The following is a 19327-nucleotide window of genomic DNA, read 5'->3' as shown; positions in this document are numbered from 1 at the left end:
GCCGCCCAGGTTTATATAAAAAAGAGGAGGAAATCGAAAATGAGATTTATGATGATCGTAAAAGCGACAACGGATTCAGAGGCGGGATTGCCGCCTAGCCAAGAACTTATTGAAGCGATGCAGAAATATAACGAGGAATTGGTGAAAGCGGGCGTGTTATTGGCTGCCGACGGCCTGCAACCGAGTTCTAGCGGAATTCGGATATCCTATCCGGAGCCCGGAGGCAAAGCGAAAGTGCTGGATGGTCCGTTCACGGAGGCCAAAGAAATGATCGCGGGGTATACGCTGATCGAAGTGAAATCCAGAGAAGAAGCTATCGAATGGGCGCTGCGCATGCCGGATCCGCATGGTTACGGACAAGGTGAGATCGAGCTCAGACAAGTGTACGAATTCGAAGATATTATGGAAGACTCCAAAACGCAAGAGAGAGAAACGGAACTGCGCAAACAAGTCGAGGAGCGGAAGAAAGCGTGAGTTCGTCCCGTACCCATCGAACCATCGACGCGATATGGCGAATGGAGTCGGCGAAGCTTATCGCGGGGTTGACGCGAATGGTCAGGGATGTAGGTCTCGCGGAAGATTTGGCTCAGGATGCTCTGGTCGTTGCTCTTGAGAAATGGCCGGAGAGCGGCATACCGGAAAATCCGGGGGCCTGGTTGATGACGACCGCTAAACGTCGCGCCATCGATCTTATGCGCAGGACTAAGCTGCGCGATCAGAAATACGTAGAGATCGCTCACAATATGGATTTGTTTACGGAAGACGACATAGATCAAGTATTGGACGGAGAGATCGGCGACGATCTTCTTCGTTTGATCTTCATGACCTGCCATCCGGTATTATCGCAAGATGCCAGAGTGTCGTTGACGCTTCGCTTATTGTGCGGACTTACGACGGATGAAATCGCGCGTTCATTCCTCGTAGCCGAATCGACGATTGCTCAGCGAATCGTCCGTGCCAAAAGAACGCTTAGCGCCGAGAAAGTTCCATTTGAATTACCAACCGGCGAACGACTTCATAGTCGTTTGTCCGCCGTCCTCGAGGTAATCTATTTGATGTTTAACGAAGGGTATTCGGCAACCTCGGGAGATCATTGGATGCGACCGTTGCTCTGTCAGGAGGCGCTGAGGTTGGGGCGCGTCCTTGCCGAGATTGCTCCGCATGAGCCGGAAGTTCACGGTTTGGTCGCCTTAATGGAAATTCAATCTTCGCGGTTTAAAACCCGCGTAAACTCGTTGGGTGAACCCGTACTTCTGATGGATCAGAACCGTACTCAGTGGGATCGCCTGTTGATCCGCCGCGGGTTGTCGGCGCTGGATCGCAGCCGGAAGCAGGGACGACCGCTAGGTCCCTATTCCTTGCAAGCGGCGATATCGGCTTGCCATGCCGAGGCTCGGACTGTAGCAGAGACGGATTGGATACGCATCTCGGCCCTATATGAAGCGTTGTCTAGAGTAACGCCATCGCCGATCGTCGAATTAAACCGGGCGGTCGCCCTATCCATGGCGTTCGGTCCGGCCTTCGGACTCCAAATCGTCGATGAGCTTAGAAGCGAAGCGGCCCTTAAGGAATACCACCTTCTGCCAAGCGTAAGAGGCGATCTTCTGACGAAGCTTGGAAGGTATGAAGAGGCCAGTACGGAATTTGAACTTGCGGCTTCGATGACCAAGAACGATCGCGAGCGGAAGCTACTACGGAACAGGGCCGCGGAATGCGAATCGAAAATAACGAAAGCGGATTAAGGAGGGAACGATATGCGATTTATGTTGATCGTCAAAGCGACGGGATATTCCGAGGCGGGGGTAAAATTCAGCCGGGAATATGACGATGCCAGAAGAGCGTTTAAGAAAGTTTTGGCCAAAGCCGGCATATTGCTTGCGGAGGAACAATGTCAGCCAAGCTCCAGCGGGATCCGGATATGTTATCCGTCGAATGGCGGAGAGCCCGAGATCAAGTCCGGTCCTTTTGCAATAGATCAAGAGCTTATAGCGGAATATACACTGATCGACGTCGGGACGGAAACCGAAGCTATGGATTGGGCGCTTAGGATGCCGGTACCGCCAGGATTCGGTGCATTCGAAATCGAGCTGCGGAAACTTAACGATGAAACGGACTCGATACGCGATCCTAGAGCTTTGGCTCTGGAAGCCGATTTAGAAGATCAAATCAATATGTTACAAAACATACCCGAAGGAGAGTTCAAACTATGAACCAGGAAGTTACCGATTTTATCGATGCGTTAAATGAACCATGGCAGAAGGAAATGTCCGCCAAATTACGCGACGTTGTTTTCCAAGCAATACCTGATGTTAACGAACGTATTCAATATAAGAAACCCCATTTTTTGAAAAACGGAAAATACGCCGCCGTCATCTCGACTTCGAAAGACGCTGTTAGCTTTACGATCTTTAATGCAGCCGCGCTGAGCGTGCCGGATAGCTTGTTCGAAGGTCCCCCGGAACGAAAAACGATGAAATTGCGCAAAGGGGATACGTTTGAATCCGGACAATTGGTGTCATGGTTGAGCCAATCCTCAAGCTCGCTTTAATTGAGCGCAAACCATGGTATACTGGTGTTATTCCATTTACGTTAAGGAGCTGTTAGGATGTATAAACATATCGAGGATTTTGTCGCAGCTTGGCAGTTTGAAACGGCTGCAACGTTAAGAACGTTGGAGCTGCTAACGGATGAATCGCTAAGCCGGCAAATAACGGACGGCCATCGTACACTCGGACGCATTGCGTGGCATTTGACGCAGACTTTGCACGAAATGCCATCGAGAACCGGGTTGTCTTTCGTTGGCCCGGGCGAAGAGGAAGCGGTGCCGACATCCGCAGCGGAAATTGCGGCAGTCTATAAGCGGACTTCGCAAGCCATGCTTGATGCCGTTCAATCCCAATGGACAGACGCTAATCTGCTAGAAACGAGCGATATGTACGGCGATCAGTGGCCCAACGGAGTGACGCTGGACGCTCTCGTGAAACATGAAATTCACCATCGCGGTCAAATGACGGTACTCATGCGTCAAGCCGGACTCCGAGTGCCGGATTTATACGGCCCGACGAAAGAGCAGTGGGCAGAGTTTGGCGCTCCGGCACCGGCTATCTAGCATATGTCGGCGTACTCGTCATACATGGATGAGAACTTTTACGTTCAATAACTAACCGGACACGAAAAATTTTGTTTACCTTGGCGAAGTTTTTTGATAGTATAATCGCAATAACAAATGCAACGAAGAGACGAGTAAATAAATGAAGTCTTTGGCAGAGAGCTCCGGCAGCTGAAAAGGAGTAAAGAGTTCATTATTGAAAAAAGACTCTGAGCAGCGCGTCGGAACCTCAAGGGGATGGCGTGACAGGGGCTCCTGTTACAGGGCTAGAGTATAAGCATTACTTGGTAATGCCGTACTTGAAGAGGTTAATATGGCGACATGTTAACGAATCTGGGGTGGTACCGCGAGCATTCAAATCTCGTCCCTAAGACATCTGTCTTGGGGGTGGGTTTTTTTTATTGTCGCGAAGAGAACTCGGGAACGCCTGCCGCATACGGTAGATAAAATCATATTTTTTGGACTCGTTATTTGCCCATGATCAAACAAATAGGAAGGATTTGAATAGAGAATGACACAAAAATTGAAAGTCGGTATTGTCGGAGGAACGGGCATGGTCGGCCAACGGTTCGTTCAATTGCTCGACCAGCATCCTTGGTTTACGGTGACTACCATCGCGGCCAGCGCCGGTTCGGCAGGGAAAACATATGAAGAAGCGGTTCGAGGCAGATGGAAACTGACCGGATCGATTCCCGACGGAGTTAAAAATATTATCGTTCTGGATGCTTCGAAAGTGGAGGAAGTTTCCGCCGAAGTCGACTTTATATTTTGCGCGGTGGATATGAAGAAGGATGAAATCAAAGCGTTGGAGGAGGCGTATGCCAGAACGGGCACTCCCGTCGTCTCCAATAATTCGGCTCACCGTTGGACGCCGGACGTTCCGATGGTCATTCCGGAAATCAACCCCGGCCATCTTGAAGTCATTGCGGCTCAGAGAAAACGTCTCGGAACTTCGACCGGATTTATCGCCGTGAAGCCCAACTGTTCCATTCAAAGCTATGTTCCTATGCTTCACGCTTTGCTTGAATTCAAACCGACTAAGATCGTTGCTTCTACGTACCAGGCGATATCCGGAGCGGGCAAGAACTTTACCGATTGGCCGGAAATGCTGGATAACGTCATTCCTTACATCGGCGGGGAAGAAGAGAAGAGCGAGCAGGAGCCGTTGCGCATCTGGGGCAGCATCGTAAACGATGAAATCGTTAAAGCGAACGCGCCGCTCATTACAACCCAGTGCATTCGCGTTCCCGTGCTCGATGGACATATGGCTACCGTGTTCGCTTCGTTCGAGAACAAACCATCGAAGGAAGAGATTCTTGCCCGTTGGTCCCAATACAAAGGACGTCCGCAGGAGTTAGGCTTACCTAGCGCGCCGAAGCAGTTCATCACTTATTTCGAGGAAGAAAACAGACCGCAAACCCAGCTTGATCGCGATATCGAACGCGGCATGGGGATTTCGGCGGGAAGATTGCGCGAGGATACGTTGTTCGATTATAAATTCGTCGGACTCTCGCACAATACGTTACGCGGCGCGGCAGGCGGCGCGGTTCTGATCGCCGAATTGCTTAAAGCGGAAGGTTATATTCAGCCGAAGTAATCAAAAGGTTCTACCGTCTTGTTAAGTTGAAGAAAGGGACTAACTTTGTCGTAGATTATGCGATAGGAGTTAGTCCTTTTTTATGTGGGAGATGATGGAAGGGAGAAGTCAAGACAGTCGACGTAACGAAGCTAAGACAGATTCTGATCAATTTGCTTAGCAACGCGAACAAATTCACCGATAAGGGATCAATCCTATTCAAAGTTAGCAAGGAAGATAAACCGCACGGTTCGGGATATCGTTTCCTCGTTGAAGATACGGGAATCGGCATGTCTCCCGATCAAATCGGCAAGCTTTTTCAACCCTTTACGCAAGCGGATTCTTCGACTACGCGCAAATACGGGGGAACGGGACTAGGGCTTGCGATCAGTCAACGTTTCATTCATTTGATGGGCGGCGATATAAGCGTAAAGAGTCAACTAGGCGAGGGAACGACTTTTAATTGCTGGTTACCGGCATCAAAGGACAAGCTATAGGCCGCGTGAATAATTTTAGGCTTCCTATCGCAAAATAATAAGGACGGTGTAAGAGAGGCGTGGTTCCATTGGGCCAATTGGTGCAAGGACTGCAGGGGGAACTTATCTAATCACTTAGCCTAGGAAGCGAGGGGTTGTGCTGCAGAGTATCTCTGAACACAGGATTTACCCAAGTGATTCCATTGTCGCGAAGTGTGATGTCTGAGACTCAACAATCAACCACCGTCGGAAGAAGGAGCCTGTTAAGGGCTTCTTCTTTTTAACTTCAACTTCTGGGCGCCCATAACATGATGGAAACTCCAACGATACACACGAACGCTCCGATCCAGTCGTACATATCCGGTGCCTTCTTATCGACGAGCCATCCCCAAAGAACGGCGAGAACGACGAAAATACCCCCGTAAGCTGCATAGACTCGTCCAAACGACGGGAAGTTCTGTAACGTCGGGATAACCCCGTATGCGATCAGAATAAGACTTCCGACTATACCGTACCAGTAAGACTTGGACTCTCGCAGCCAGAGCCAAACCAAGTAACCTCCGCCGATTTCGGCCAGTCCCGCGATAACGAATAGAACAATAGATAAAAACAAACTTCATTTCTCCAATCCGACTAAGTTAGACGTTTTCAGTTGATTATAGTGCGTGATTGAATAGGGGGCAAGTGAATTTACAGCACGCATTCCTCGGAATCGGACCAATTAGACCGCTGTTAGCGGTTTGCAGCACATTTAGTTGGATGATCCGCCTAGCCTAGCCCGGCTGAGCCGGGTTAGAGCGTGGGGAAAGGCCGCAAAACGAGAAATAGCCCGGCTCAGCCGGGTTATTTCTTGGGAATGGCGGCGCGAGGTGGTCACAACGCCATGCAACGCTACACTATGCGCAGAATCACGCTTAGGGAGCCGCGCGTTGCGGTAACCAGCCACGATCCCACTTATAGCGAATGATCCAATCATTTATCATTCTTCTTCTTCGGAGATCGCGACAATGACGGGGTTGGAAATGACCGTTCGCGGAAATCTTTGCCCGTTAGGCAGTACGAATTGGAATGTAATCTGAGCGGTATTGACGGTTGATTGAAACTCTGGTTCGAAATCGACGTTTACTTGAAAGCGAACTTCCGCTGTTCCTTTAGGCGGGATAGTGCCAAGCGGAATACCCGTTAAAGGAGAAAACCCAGCTGCCGTCGCTCCGTTTATTTTAACGCTATTCGGGATGAAGGAGAGCCCCGACGGGAGTATATCGGTTAGTTGGACATTTTCGATCGGCGTTACATTCGGATTCGTAGCAATGATCGTATAGTAAAAGCTGCTTCCGACTTGCGCTTCGGTGACTCCGGCCGATTTGACAAGCGTCGGCAAAGCCAATACGGGCACCGTCACCGGATTCGTCTCTACGAATTCCTGGAAGGGTCGACCGTTCGGTAAAACGAAATCAAGAACGATTCTACCTTGATTAAATAAGACGCCTGTCGGTGGATAGGATACGACTCTCAATAAAAATGTAATCATGTTGTTTCTGTTCGCTTCAATCGTACCTAATAAGGCGCCCGTCAGCATATTAACGCCAGGATCCGGGATTCCACTTAACGTTAAGCTGTTAGCTACGAACACGGAACCTTCCGGAAGCAGATCGAACCATGTGGCCAAAGCGTTGAAACTCCCGATATTCTGCACGTTCGTCTGATAATGAACCAGATCTCCCACGAATACGAACGGTTCTCTAGCTGACTTCTGCGCAGATACGATCGGTTGTGTTACGTTCACGGTCACCGGCTCGGAAACCGCGGCACTCGGCACGCCAGCCTCGGTAAAGCTGACTAAAGCCGAATCGATGATGTTACCGGTTGGTTGAGGGATAAATATAATGTCTGCTTGGAACGTGACGAAGACGCTTTGACCGGGGGCAATCGTGCCTAGCGGCAAGCCTTGCGTTACGTCTCCGGTCACGGGTGCGCCGTTAACGGTCGCGCTGCCGGGGACAAATTGGGTCCCGGGGCTCGTAAGATCGACGAGCACTGCGTCCGTGGCACTCGTATTGCCGGTATTCGATACGGATACAGCATAAGTCACTCGATCTCCGACTAGAGCCATACTATTCGAAACCGATTTGACGACTACGAGATGAAATGAAACATTGCGAACTTCCACCACGTTGGAGACGGTATTGCCGTTTCCGATCTGACCGCCGGGAGATTGGAAAGTGAAAGTCGCGCTAGCTTGATTCAAATAAAACTGTGTCGGAGGTACTGCCGTTATTAAGACGTCGTATGAGACGACGATCGATTGCCCCGGTAAGACGGAACCGATCGGGATGCCGGTCAGGGGAGAATCGGTAAAATTCAACACGCCATCGATTCTTACGGTACCTGGGACGAAGCTGCTGTAAGCGTTCAATGGATCCCTAACGGTAGTATTCGCCGCGATGTTTCCGGTGTTCGTAACGGTAACCGAATAATTGAGAGTTTGACCGACGCTGACGGAATCCAAGCCTGCCCGTTTAAGAAGTGTTATAACCGGCTGTAGCACTTCGACAGTTACTGGATTAGAGGGTTGGTTAAAATGCGAATTCTGAAAATTGAAGGCGATATTGGCCGTGTTCACGATGAATGGAGGAGTGGGGAGCGATACGATCGTATACTGGAAAGTAACGATGACGGATACGCCAACGTCTAAAATGCCCAACACGATTCCCGTCTCCGGATTAGCATTTAGATCCGGAATGTTGTTGATCTGAACGCTGCCGGGAACGAATGCGGCGCCGGGTCCGATCGAATCCGTTAATAACGTGTTTTGGATCGGCAATACGCTGTTATTCGTTACGGTAATCCTGTACGTAATCGTCTCGCCTACGATAGCCTCGGTCTCGTTCGATGATTTTACGACGTTTACGATCGGCATAAAAATTGGATTAAGAACCGGTATTATCACTTGATTAGAGAGCATAGAACCTTGGATCGGAAGGTGACCGGGAGGAGTGAACGTAAAGTCGACCGTAGATTGGTTAATTAAGTTCCCGCCCGGAGGAACGGCATCGACATGAACTTGAAACGTTACGACGGATGACATTCCAACGGAGAGCGTACCTAGCGGGATGCCTACGACAGGACTGACGCCTATTATACTAACTCCGTTTACCGTAACGCTATTAGCCACTAAGCTCGAACCGAGGGGCAAAGGATCTGTTAATACCGCTGTAATCGGTAAATCGCCTGCATTCATGACGTTGACGACATAAGTCACCACGTTACCAAGCAGAACCGGGCTGGGCGATCCGGATTTCTGAACGATTACGTTGGGCTGGAAGATCGGTATATTGATGATATTGGATGGCAAGAACGTAGAGATGACAGGGCTTCCGGGAGTCGGGACGAAGTCGAATGCGACGAATGACTGGTCTGTAATCTCGCCGTCGTTCGGTAAGCTTGCCACCGTGTATTGAAAAGTTACGACTATGGTCTGATTTGGTGAAACCGTTCCTAACGGCACACCCGTTGCGGGATCCACATTCATCACCGGAGAGCCGTTCACCGTAACGCTGCCGGTGACGAAAGTGGCCTCCGGATCGATATTATCCGTAAATACGGCATTCGTCGCATCCACAATTCCCGTATTTTTGATCGTAACCGAATAAGTAACGACATCTCCGACAACCGCGCTGATGGTGGGAGTGGATTTTACGATGCTTAGAATAGGAGTGGCTATATCGAACTGTAAGCCGATACTGTTCACAAGGTAACCATCCCCGTTGGTCTCTAGCTGGAATACCGCATCGGTTTGCGCATTCAACAAAGTCGAGCTGACGTCGACGTTCGTAATATCCCAGCCCTGGCGTCCTCCGATAATATTAGTACCGGGTTCTCCATTGATCTGATTACGGAGTCCGAAAGTTCCCGACGTATCCAATGTTCCGTCGTCTTGGTTAATTTGCGAAGCGAAAAAGTTGTCTACAAAGTTATTGGGTCCGGACAGCGTCGTTAAGGTTGCAAGCGTAGGACCGAATAAGGCTTGATCGCCAGTCTTATTGGCATCCCCTTCTTGAGCGCTAATAAGCGCCCTTCCGTTTAACGCACCTGCGAAAGGAGTAGCGAATCCGTTGACGACTGTGGTCACCGGCCCGGATGTAGATTGGATGACGTCCGCCCCGACCCTGATCGACAAGTTGCGAAGCGGTAAGGAGGCATTGTGGTATACGACCGCTAAAGTCCAACCGGCATGATTGGAAGTCGGATCGGGGACGACGATCGTTCCTACAACGCTACCGGTCGTGTAACTTCCCGCACCGCCTGCCTGAACAAGCGAGGTTACATCGGCCGATCGTACGTAGGCGAAAGCAGGCGGGAAGGGAGGCGAGTTCGAAAGAAGGACCTGGAATGCGGTGTCCGTATCGGGAGAAACCGAAAACGTAGCCATTGGCGTCGTAAATTGCACGTCATCGTTAATAAAAGCGCTGTTATCCACCCCGTTGTTGATGTACGTCCCGCCCCAGATTAATTCCGCGTACAAGACGGTACTTCCCGCCGGTATTTGGAGTACGGCGGTTGCGCTGTTCAGATCGAAGGAACTTGTCGTTCCTGCGGGATAAGCTCCGAAGGTCATTGTGGTGTCAGTCGTTACGAATGCGCCGATGCTATCCACCGTTCCCGGCACGGCCACGGTATTCGAACGGCTAAGTCCTAGTGTGTTTCCGGTGTAAGTGATAGCACCGTTGTCGTTCAAGAAAAATCGGTTGACAAAGGGCAATGAGATCCCCCCTCGTAATTTACGTTAGCATCCCAATTTATTCGACTCGGCAGGGATATATGCTTGGAAGGGATCATTTTCGAATGCTCATTTCCGCGCTTATCCGGCAACTTGGCCTAGATATATCGGTCGAAAAATCTCGAAGGATTCCGAGTTTCTAGTGAAGGCGAAACATAAGTCGGAATAATAGAAGAGTTACGGCTCGCTTTCATTTCCAATGCGTAAAGCCTGTGATACAATTTAGGAAATTGAAAGCGGACTGGGTGATAACATGTCTGAAAAGGAAGAATTGATTCGGTTCGGAGTCTCGTTTCCCGAAGCGCTGATCGAGCAGTTTGATCGATACATCGCGGGGCAAGGGTATACGAATCGATCTGAAGCTATTCGGGATTTGGCCAGGAAAGCGATACTCGATCCAGAGCAGCTTCGCGCGGATGAGATCGTCGCCGGTACGATCGTGTTGGTGTACGATCATCATATCCAAGACCTGCCGAACTTCTTAACCGAGGCGCAACATCAATTTCATCATCATATTATTTCGACTATGCATGTTCATTTGAATCATTCGCAGTGCTTGGAAGTGATCGTCGTTCGAGGCAAGCTGTCCGGACTTCGTGCGCTTCATCAGCGGATTCAAGTCCAAAAAGGCGTAAATTACGCCGAGCTGTCCGTGACCTATGCGGATGAACAGGACACGGCACCTCATGCTCATGTTCATCCGTAATGGCATAAAAACGACCCCCTGCTGATAGGGTTGGTCGTTTTTTTTGTGTAAAAACAGAAATAGTTAACTTCCTAGTTAGGGTTATGGTATATTTCCTGACGTAAAAGTGTGTTACAATGTTAAGAAATCGTGTTACATATGAGGGAGTATAGGGAGAGTGGGTGGAGAAGCCATGGAGAAAAAAGCATCGATTGTCATTTTATTAATCATTATGCTCTGTAGCCTCTTGCTCGCGGGGTGTGCCGCGGACAACCGGGAAAGCGACAAACCGAACAAAGACGAATTAATATTGGCTATAAGCTCCGAGCCGGAATCAGGGTTCGACCCGACGACAGGGTGGGGCCGTTATGGTTCACCGTTGTTCCAGAGCACGCTGCTCAAGCGCGATGACGAATTGAAGATCGTAAACGACTTGGCGGACGAATACGAGGTGAACAAAGACGGAACTCAGTGGACGGTCAAGCTGAGGCCGAACGTGAAATTTTCCGATGGGACTCCGCTTACGGCCGAAGATGTTATATTTACTTTCGATACGGCGGCAAACAACGGTTCCGCTATCGATCTGACGAATTTGCAAAGTATGGAAGCGAGCGGGGATGATACGGTTATCTTTACGTTGAAGGAGCCGGATTCCACCTTCATCACTCATCTGGTTTCTACCGGGATCGTGCCGAAGCATGCATACGGAGAAAATTACGCCGAGCATCCGATTGGTTCCGGGCCGTATAAGTTCGTGCAATGGGACAAAGGTCAGCAAGTCATCGTTGAAGCGAATCCCGACTATTACGGAGCCAAACCGTTTTTCCGGAAGCTTACTTTCTTGTTTCTAAGCGAGGATGCGGCTTTTGCGGCGGCCAAAGCCGGGAAGGCGGACGTGGCTTATATTCCGTCGGCTTACAGTAAGCAGACTGTGCCTGGTATGCGGCTTGAAGATATCAAGACGGTAGACAACCGTGGCATCCAATTTCCATATGTACCTTCAGGCGGTCAAACCGACGACGGTAACCCGATCGGGAATGACGTGACCGCCGATATTGCCATCCGTAAAGCCGTAAATACGGCCATCGATCGAAAGGCATTGGTAGAAGGAATTCTCGAAGGTTATGGCACCCCGGCTTACTCGGCTAACGATGAGCTTCCATGGTGGAACGATCAAACGGTGTTGAAGGATGCCGACATCGACGAAGCGAAAAAAATATTGAACGACGCAGGGTGGAAAGACGCGGACGGAGACGGGATCGTGGAGAAAGGGGCTTTGAAAGCCGAATTTTCTATGATCTATCCCTCTAGCGACGTGTTGAGACAGTCTCTGGCCTTAGCGGCTGCGGACATGGTTCTTCCGGCAGGCATCCGTATCAAAGTGGAAGGGAAAAGCTGGGACGACATCGGGAAAAGAATGCACGCCGATGCTGTTCTATTCGGGTGGGGAAGCCATGATCCGCTCGAGATGTACAATCTGTATAGCAGCTCCTATCGAGGAATGGAATACTACAATGCCGGTTACTATAGCAATCCAGTCGTTGACGACTGGATGAGTAAAGCATTGCGCGCAACTAATGAAGAGGAAGCAATGGGATATTGGAAGAAATCCCAATGGGACGGCAAGACGGGGCTGAGCGGTCTTGGAGACGCGCCATGGGCGTGGCTCGTCAACATCGACCACCTGTATTTGGTAAAGGATAAGCTGAACATCGGCAAGCAACGTATCCAACCGCACGGCCATGGATGGCCGATCGCGGATAACATCGAGCAATGGAAATGGGACGAATAAACGACAAGGGGGAGCGGACATGCTGCGAAATCTAAGCCTGTTTTTCGGCTTGAAGCTGATCCGGCTAGCTACGCTTCTCGCAGCCGTCAGCATCCTTTCGTTCACGCTGATCAGCATCTCTCCTATTGATCCGGTACAAGCTTTCATCGGTTCGGACATGATGCGGGTAGGACCTGAGCAACGCTTGTTCATCTCGGAATACTGGGGACTGGACAAATCCCCGCCGGAGCAATTCATGAGATGGGTCAATGCGCTTCTGCATGGAGACTTAGGAACTTCGATGATCTTCCGTGAGCCGGTAGACCAAGTGATAAGCGAAAGGTTCATAAACTCTATCGCGTTAATGGCCGTTGCCTGGTTAATTTCCGGCTTGGTCGGATTTACGGCTGGCGTAGTTGCGGCAATGAAAAAAAACACTTGGATAGACAGGTTGATCCAATGGTATTGCTATACGCTGGCTTCTACTCCGACGTTTTGGTTAGGGTTGCTGCTGTTGATGGTTTTCGCGGTGTGGCTCGGATGGTTCCCGGTCGGGTTGGGCGTACCGGCAGGGGTGCTTGCGGATCAAGTCACTTTGGTTGACCGCGTACGGCATATTCTATTGCCTGCCATGACGCTCAGTATTGTGGGGATTGCTCCGATAGCTCTGCATACGCGCCAGAAGTTGCTGGAAGTCATGTCGAGCGATTACGTGTTGTTCGCGAGAGCGAGAGGCGAGCGAGGGTTTGGACTTATTCGAAGGCATGGTTTGCGCAACATCGCCCTTCCTGCGATCACGCTACAGTTCGCGTCGTTCAGCGAGCTATTCGGAGGCGCTGTTCTAGCGGAGCAAGTGTTCTCCTACCCGGGACTTGGACAGGCGACGGTAGAAGCGGGTCTGAGAGGGGATGTGCCTCTACTCATGGGGCTTGTTTTGTTCAGCACGATATTCGTTTTTACGGGGAACACGATCGCCGATCTACTCTATCGGGCAATTGATCCGCGCGTCCGGAAAGGTAGGGTGGTTTAATGGCACGCGGGGTTTATTCGGGTGTTCAATTGAAACCTTCTCTTCGGATTAATCGGCGGAAAAGAGCGTTGTATACGGTAGTAGCCATTGTGGGATTTTTGATCCTCATTGTATCGAGCGCGATGGTGATGGGGGATAACCGGTTAACTACGAATCTTGGGAATCGTAACTTACAGCCGTCGTTATCCCATCTTTTTGGGACGGATTGGCTCGGCAGAGATATGTTCGCTCGTACAGTTAAAGGTCTTACGCTTAGCATAGGTGTGGGAATGCTCGCTGCCGTTTGCAGCGCATTCATCGCGACCGCCGTCGGACTTGCGGCCGCCTTGCTTGGAAAAACCGCGGATCGTTTCTTTTCCTGGCTTATCGATCTGTTCCTGAGCGTGCCGCATCTCGTAACTCTTATTCTTATTGCCTTCGTTAGCGGAGGCGGTGTTAGAGGCGTCATTATTGGCGTTGCGCTTACGCATTGGCCAAGCTTGTCGCGAATTATTCGAGCCGAAGTGCTGCAATTGCGATCCGCTGAATTCATTAAAGTATCGAAGAGACTTGGAAAATCGAGTTGGTGGATCGCGACCAGGCATCTAATGCCGCATCTTGTCCCCCAACTGCTGATCGGGGTGTTGCTGCTATTTCCTCATGCGATATTGCATGAAGCCTCGATTACGTTTCTAGGACTTGGCTTGTCCCCGCATCAGCCTGCAATCGGCATTATTTTATCGGAAGCGATGCGTTATTTATCAACCGGCATGTGGTGGCTGGCCGTATTTCCGGGGTTAGGCCTTCTCGTTGTGGTTCGTATGTTCGATCGCCTCGGGGACAGATTGCGGACATTAATCGATCCGCGTCATGCGAACGATTAATAGTAAGCCTAAAGATTAAGCGGGGGGATGCAGGGTGGCTCTATTAAAGGTCGATAAGCTTTCCGTATCTTTTATGCAATACACGGGTGGCCTACGGCAACAAATCGTTCAGACGATCACCGATTTGCATTTATCTGTGAATGCCGGCGAGATCGTCGCCGTATTCGGTTCAAGCGGATCGGGCAAGAGCCTGCTTGCGCACGCGATTATGGGAATTCTACCGGATAATGCCACAATGTCCGGGACGATCCACTTCGATGGCCGAATATTGGATCAGGATAGAGCGTTATCTCTTCGGGGTAAAGAAATCGCGCTGGTGCCGCAGTCGGTGAACTATCTGGATCCGCTTATGAGAGTCGGGGCGCAGGTAAGGACGACTGCCGTCGGAGAGGATCGGGCGTCCGCGCAGCGAGCTATCTTTAAGCGGTATCGGCTTAACGACAACGTAGAGCGAATGTTTCCGTTTCAATTGTCGGGCGGTATGGCGCGTCGAGTGTTGGTTTCCACGGCCGCGATCAGCGGTGCCCGACTGATCATAGCGGACGAACCGACGCCGGGCATGCACCCGGACGACGTAACGGAAGCTCTTAACACGTTTAGAGAATTGGCGGATAACGGCTGTGCCGTATTGTTCATCACGCACGATATCGAGGCGGCGCTGCGTATTGCAGACCGCATTGCCGTTTTTTATGCAGGAACGACAGTGGAAACCGCGCTAGCGGCGGACTTCGCGGGAGATGGCGAACGGCTTCGGCATCCCTACAGCAAAGCATTATGGCAGGCGTTGCCGCAAAATGCATTCGTTCCGATTCCGGGCGCTCAGCCTAGACCCGATCATTTGCCTTCGGGTTGTCTGTTCGCCCCGCGTTGCGCTCGGGTTACGGACGCTTGTACGGAGTCGCGACCGGAGATGCGCGAAGTTCGAGGCGGGTCGGCGAGGTGTATCCATGCTTCTTGAGGGGAAGAATCTCGGCTTCCGATACGACGGGAACGATTGGTTGTTCCGGAATCTGGATGTGACCGTTCATTCCGGCGAGATCGTAGGTCTTGTCGGACCAAGCGGATGCGGCAAAACGACGTTAGGGCAAGTCCTTGCAGGGCATCAATTGCCTGTGGAAGGTGTGATTGCCCTGAATGGACAGGCTTTGCCGAGAAGTGGCTATCATCCGGTTCAATTGGTGTTTCAGCATCCGGAACGAGCGGTCAACCCGCGGTGGCGTATGAGCCGTGTTTTAGATGAGGGAGGAATACCCGATCCGGCATTCATGGATGCGTTGGGTATTCAGGAAAGCTGGTTGCAGCGAACGCCTAGTGAATTATCCGGCGGAGAGTTGCAGCGAATATGCATCGCGAGGGCTTTGGGCGGGAACGCTCGTTTCCTCATTGCCGACGAGATGACCACGATGCTCGATGCGATCACGCAAGCGCAAATCTGGCATGCCGTGCTCGAAGCGGCCAAAGCTCGAAACCTTGGACTTCTTGTAATCAGCCATGACCAGCAATTAGTCGAACGAATTTGCGATAGGCGGATATCCTTCTGGTAAACGCTCATTTTTAATATGTTGCATGTAAAAGGGAATGCCACGGCGCATTTCCTTTTATTTTTGCAATCTAAAATAAAAATTTTATATACGTTGACATGTATATACACTTAGGTGTATATTATGGATATGAACATAACCCTATTGCAACAAAATCTATTTACGATCTCAGAGCCAAACCGTTTTAACATCGTAGAGCTTCTCAAACAAGCGCCTCGTTCGGTAAGCGAAATCGTTCAGGCGCTTAACCTCGGACAACCGCAAGTGTCGCGCCATTTGCGAATATTGAGCGAGGCAGGGTTGGTACGATCGCGTACCAAAGCACAACAGCGAATATATAGCCTTGAAGCTCAGCCGTTTCAGGATCTCGATGCTTGGTTCGATTCGTTCAGCCGCTTGTGGGAAGAACGTCTCGACAATTTCGAGGATTATATGCTCGACTATTCCAAGAAGGAGAAGCCTTGACAGCGATGAACAGCTTTTATTAAAGAGAGGATGGATCGATTTGAACAGTCGAACTAAAGTGAGCAAGGACAGGAAACTAAGAGAACTCACAGTCGAAAGAATCGTTGCCTTGCATCCTAATCTTGCATGGGAAGGCTGGACTCGACCGGAACATATCGCGCGTTGGTGGGGACCTCGATCATGGACCGCTACCGTGCACGAAATGGATGTTAGACCTGGCGGGCTCTGGCGCTATAGTCTGATATCGGACGACGGAAACGGGGAAGAGGCTTTCTGCAGAGCCGTCTATCACGAAGTCAACGAACCATCCGAACTTGTCTACACCGACTCTTTCGCCGACAAGGACTGGAATATCGTAGAGAACAGCGACATGTTAACGACCGTTTCATTTAAAGAGGTCAGCAACGGAACTAGACTCCGCATCGTTACGCGGTTCGCGAATGTTCAAGACTTGGACAATGCCGAAGCTATGGGGATGGTTGAAGGGTTTACGGATGCCTTTAGTCGCCTTGAACAATACTTGAACACAATTACTGGAGGTACGACTATGCAAACGATATTTTCTAAAGATGGAACAAAGATTGCCTATGACAAAAAGGGAAATGGACAAGCGATCATATTAGTAGCGGCAGCTGCTGCCGACCATAGGGATGCCGCACAATTGGCCGATCAGCTTGCTAATCATTTTACAGTTTACAACTTCGATCGCCGCGGGCGCGGTCAAAGCTCCGATGCCGCTACATATGCGCCCGAACGGGAAGTCGAGGACATCCAAGCCATTATTGCCGCCGCAGGAGGTAAAGCCTACTTGTTCGGAAGTTCGTCCGGCGCCGTGTTAGCCCTTGATGCGGCGAGCAAGTTGGGCGAGCAAGTGACTAAGCTATTTCTGTACGAACCGCCGTTTATTATTAATGATAGCCGTTCGCCAGTGCCGGCAGATTACGTTAGTCGCCTGAACGAACTGATCGAAACCGACAGAAGAAGCGATGCCGTCGAATATTTCATGACCGCAGCCGTCGGAATCCCCGCCGAGTTTGTCGAGTACATGAAAGCAGATCCATCCTGGAAGAACATGGAGCGTATGGCGCATACGCTAGCTTACGATGGCCGCATTATGGGCGATACCCAATCCGGTAATCCGCTCCCGACTGACCGGTGGCAGGTTAACGTACCAACTGCGATTATGACCGGAGAGAACAGCGAACCGTTGTTCCATGACGCGGCCAAAGCGCTTGCCGATCTATTGCCGCAAGCCGAGCACCGGCTTCTCGCCGGACAAGATCATTCGGCAGTCGTAATGGCGCCAGAATCCTTGGCTTCGATAATCGTCGATTTTCTTCGTATTCCCGTGGCCAAACAAGAGGTGAATTTGAGTGACTGATCTAAGAAATCGGCCAGATTACCGAGTAACGGAATTGGAGGAAGAAAGTAATGGTTGAACCGAAATTCATCTTGAAACCTTTATCTCCGATTGCCGTCAATGCCGCCCTGCTGTCCGTCGTCTTAGGGATTCTATTCGTTCTTCTTCTAGGGTGTCTTCATCTATTGGAGCCGGAATTTGATCCGATGTGGCGCTTTATTAGCGAATACGCACTTGGCGACTTCGGTTGGATGATGCATCTTGCATTCGGAGTTCTGGCTATGTGTCTGATTAGCACTTGCGTGGCAATCTTCTCGCAAATCCGCACGATTGTTGGATTTATCGGACTCGTAATCCTTGGAATAAGCGCGGTCGGCATGTTCTTCGCGGCGATTTTCGTTACCGACCCGATGACCGCAAGTCCAGATGAAGCTACGTTTAACGGCAAAATGCACGTACTCGGAGCAACATTAGATTATACCCCGGTGGCTGCTCTTCTGCTCAGCTTTGCTTTGGTTCGCAACCAAGCTTGGAGGCCTATTCGCAAGCGATTGTTTATTACCGCTGGTATTACCTTGATTGCCATGGCTGCTTTTATGTTTCAGATTCCTCACGATGGACAGTTTGGCCCCGACATTCTTGCCGGTCTATTCGGACGATTATTGATCTTGTCCTATTTCGGGTGGCTCTTCACCGTTGGGATACATGCGCTTAAGCTAAGTAAACAAGCCGTGAGTAGTTAATCCCATAATGGAGGATTCATGAATAACGATTATGTTGAAATCGTAACAAAGCCGATCACTTGCCCAGAGTCCTGCGGACGGCTGCTTCGATCCAGCCCCAGGGAATCAGTTTGCTTGCCAGAATAAGCAACCGCGCGCCGCGACCGATCGGATAGCGCAGGCGCCGGGAACGTTTGCCAACGGCAAGACGGGCCACCAGATCCGCGACCTCCTGAGGATCCGGAGAGGTTTCAGCCGCTTTGCGGGCATATTCGAGCACGGGATCCATCATCCGCTTATACGGTGAATTCGGTTGCGAATGAATACCTGCGAAGCCTTTACTCCAGATCGGCGTGCGATAAGCACCTGGCTCCACGAGAAAGACTCGGATGCCAAATGGCGCAACCTCATGGCGAAGACTTTCGCAGAAGCCTTCGACCGCGAACTTGGATGCGGCATAAGCGCCGTATCCGGGTAAGCCGATCCTGCCGCTAACGCTGCCGATTTGAATGATAGCGCCGTCTGCTTGCCGGCGCATCAGGGGCAGAACGGCGCGAGTCACGGCTACGGCTCCCATGAAGTTCGTCTCCATCTGCGCTCGCCAAGCTTCCATCGGTACCTCTTCGACGAAGCCTCCCGCGGCGAATCCGGCATTATTCACCAACACGTCTATTTTACCGTGCTTGCTTATCGTTTGCGATACGGCTTCCTCAATCGTTGTAGCATCCGTGACATCGAGCTTCACGACATCTATTCTCGCGCCAACACCGGACTGTTCGGCTTCCCGCAACAATGTCGCTTGCCGTTCCGGATCGCGCATCGTGGCGACGACCCGGAGTCCTTTTTGCGCCAATGCGACTGCGATCAGCAGACCAAAACCGCTGGAGGCGCCTGTGACTAGCGCTATTTTCTCTACGTCTGCCATCTTCGATCCTCCTTCACCCATAGA

18 protein-coding genes, 1 pseudogene and 1 other annotated feature are annotated in these 19327 nt (G+C 50.8%); of the genes and pseudogenes, 16 read left to right on the top strand and 3 right to left on the bottom strand.

Going from position 1 to position 19327, the window contains the following annotated elements:
* Nucleotides 1-39: 39 nt before the first annotated feature.
* From HH215_RS07450 to HH215_RS07420, 7 genes and pseudogenes are all read left to right on the top strand, one after another.
* On the top strand, nt 40-474 hold the full coding sequence (locus HH215_RS07450; RefSeq protein ID WP_169284280.1) for a YciI family protein: 435 nt from the start codon (nt 40-42) through the stop codon (nt 472-474).
* Nucleotides 471-1742 (top strand): RNA polymerase sigma factor, encoded by a 1272-nt coding sequence (locus HH215_RS07445; RefSeq protein ID WP_169279319.1) that lies wholly within the window; start codon nt 471-473, stop codon nt 1740-1742. Before HH215_RS07450 ends, HH215_RS07445 begins: the two co-directional genes overlap by 4 nt.
* A 12-nt stretch (nt 1743-1754) precedes the next feature.
* A complete protein-coding gene (locus tag HH215_RS07440; protein ID WP_169279318.1) occupies nt 1755-2210 on the top strand; it encodes a YciI family protein in 456 nt (151 codons plus the stop codon).
* Nucleotides 2207-2548: a DUF1801 domain-containing protein gene (locus tag HH215_RS07435; protein WP_169279317.1), complete on the top strand. Its 342-nt coding sequence runs from the start codon at nt 2207-2209 to the stop codon at nt 2546-2548. Before HH215_RS07440 ends, HH215_RS07435 begins: the two co-directional genes overlap by 4 nt.
* 57 nt (nt 2549-2605) lie before the next feature.
* Nucleotides 2606-3109 (top strand): DinB family protein, encoded by a 504-nt coding sequence (locus tag HH215_RS07430; RefSeq protein ID WP_169279316.1) that lies wholly within the window; start codon nt 2606-2608, stop codon nt 3107-3109.
* 113 nt (nt 3110-3222) lie between these two features.
* Nucleotides 3223-3481, top strand: a binding site (T-box leader).
* A 139-nt stretch (nt 3482-3620) separates the two neighbouring features.
* On the top strand, nt 3621-4706 hold the full coding sequence (gene asd / locus HH215_RS07425) for an aspartate-semialdehyde dehydrogenase (RefSeq protein WP_169279315.1): 1086 nt from the start codon (nt 3621-3623) through the stop codon (nt 4704-4706).
* Between the two features lie 131 nt (nt 4707-4837).
* Nucleotides 4838-5182: pseudogene (locus tag HH215_RS07420) on the top strand (ATP-binding protein); the annotation flags it as partial.
* 265 nt (nt 5183-5447) lie between these two features.
* Here HH215_RS07420 and HH215_RS07415 read toward each other — a convergent pair.
* Complete coding sequence (locus HH215_RS07415) at nt 5448-5774, bottom strand: YnfA family protein (protein WP_169279314.1); 327 nt, start codon at nt 5772-5774, stop codon at nt 5448-5450.
* Nucleotides 5775-6140: 366 nt separating this feature from the next.
* Nucleotides 6141-9923 (bottom strand): DUF11 domain-containing protein, encoded by a 3783-nt coding sequence (locus tag HH215_RS07410; protein ID WP_169279313.1) that lies wholly within the window; start codon nt 9921-9923, stop codon nt 6141-6143.
* A 271-nt stretch (nt 9924-10194) separates the two neighbouring features.
* Between HH215_RS07410 and nikR the strand changes: the two genes are divergently transcribed.
* From nikR to HH215_RS07360, 9 genes are all read left to right on the top strand, one after another.
* Entirely contained in the window at nt 10195-10647 is a 453-nt protein-coding gene (gene nikR / locus HH215_RS07405) for a nickel-responsive transcriptional regulator NikR (protein ID WP_169279312.1), read from the top strand.
* Between the two features lie 172 nt (nt 10648-10819).
* Nucleotides 10820-12418 (top strand): ABC transporter substrate-binding protein, encoded by a 1599-nt coding sequence (locus tag HH215_RS07400; RefSeq protein ID WP_169279311.1) that lies wholly within the window; start codon nt 10820-10822, stop codon nt 12416-12418.
* A gap of 19 nt (nt 12419-12437) precedes the next feature.
* Complete coding sequence (locus HH215_RS07395) at nt 12438-13427, top strand: ABC transporter permease (RefSeq protein WP_169279310.1); 990 nt, start codon at nt 12438-12440, stop codon at nt 13425-13427.
* Complete coding sequence (locus HH215_RS07390) at nt 13427-14290, top strand: ABC transporter permease (protein WP_169279309.1); 864 nt, start codon at nt 13427-13429, stop codon at nt 14288-14290. The genes HH215_RS07395 and HH215_RS07390 overlap by 1 nt, the downstream gene beginning before the upstream one ends.
* A gap of 34 nt (nt 14291-14324) precedes the next feature.
* Entirely contained in the window at nt 14325-15248 is a 924-nt protein-coding gene (locus HH215_RS07385; protein WP_169279308.1) for an ABC transporter ATP-binding protein, read from the top strand.
* Nucleotides 15238-15834, top strand: a complete 597-nt coding sequence (locus HH215_RS07380; RefSeq protein WP_169279307.1) for an ABC transporter ATP-binding protein — start codon at nt 15238-15240, stop codon at nt 15832-15834. Before HH215_RS07385 ends, HH215_RS07380 begins: the two co-directional genes overlap by 11 nt.
* 126 nt (nt 15835-15960) lie before the next feature.
* Nucleotides 15961-16296, top strand: coding sequence for an ArsR/SmtB family transcription factor (locus HH215_RS07375; protein WP_169279306.1), 336 nt, complete (start codon nt 15961-15963; stop codon nt 16294-16296).
* A gap of 40 nt (nt 16297-16336) precedes the next feature.
* Entirely contained in the window at nt 16337-17677 is a 1341-nt protein-coding gene (locus HH215_RS36320) for an alpha/beta fold hydrolase (RefSeq protein ID WP_254450404.1), read from the top strand.
* A 50-nt stretch (nt 17678-17727) separates the two neighbouring features.
* Nucleotides 17728-18399, top strand: a complete 672-nt coding sequence (locus HH215_RS07360; RefSeq protein ID WP_169279305.1) for a DUF998 domain-containing protein — start codon at nt 17728-17730, stop codon at nt 18397-18399.
* A gap of 55 nt (nt 18400-18454) precedes the next feature.
* Here HH215_RS07360 and HH215_RS07355 read toward each other — a convergent pair whose 3' ends face one another.
* Nucleotides 18455-19303, bottom strand: a complete 849-nt coding sequence (locus tag HH215_RS07355) for an SDR family oxidoreductase (RefSeq protein WP_169279304.1) — start codon at nt 19301-19303, stop codon at nt 18455-18457.
* Between the last annotated feature and the right edge of the window lie 24 nt (nt 19304-19327).

Source organism: Cohnella herbarum (genome assembly GCF_012849095.1).
GTDB lineage: Bacteria > Bacillota > Bacilli > Paenibacillales > Paenibacillaceae > Cohnella > Cohnella herbarum.
The sequence above is the reverse complement of the archived record's forward strand: the minus strand, read 5'-3'. Positions and strand labels throughout refer to the sequence as shown.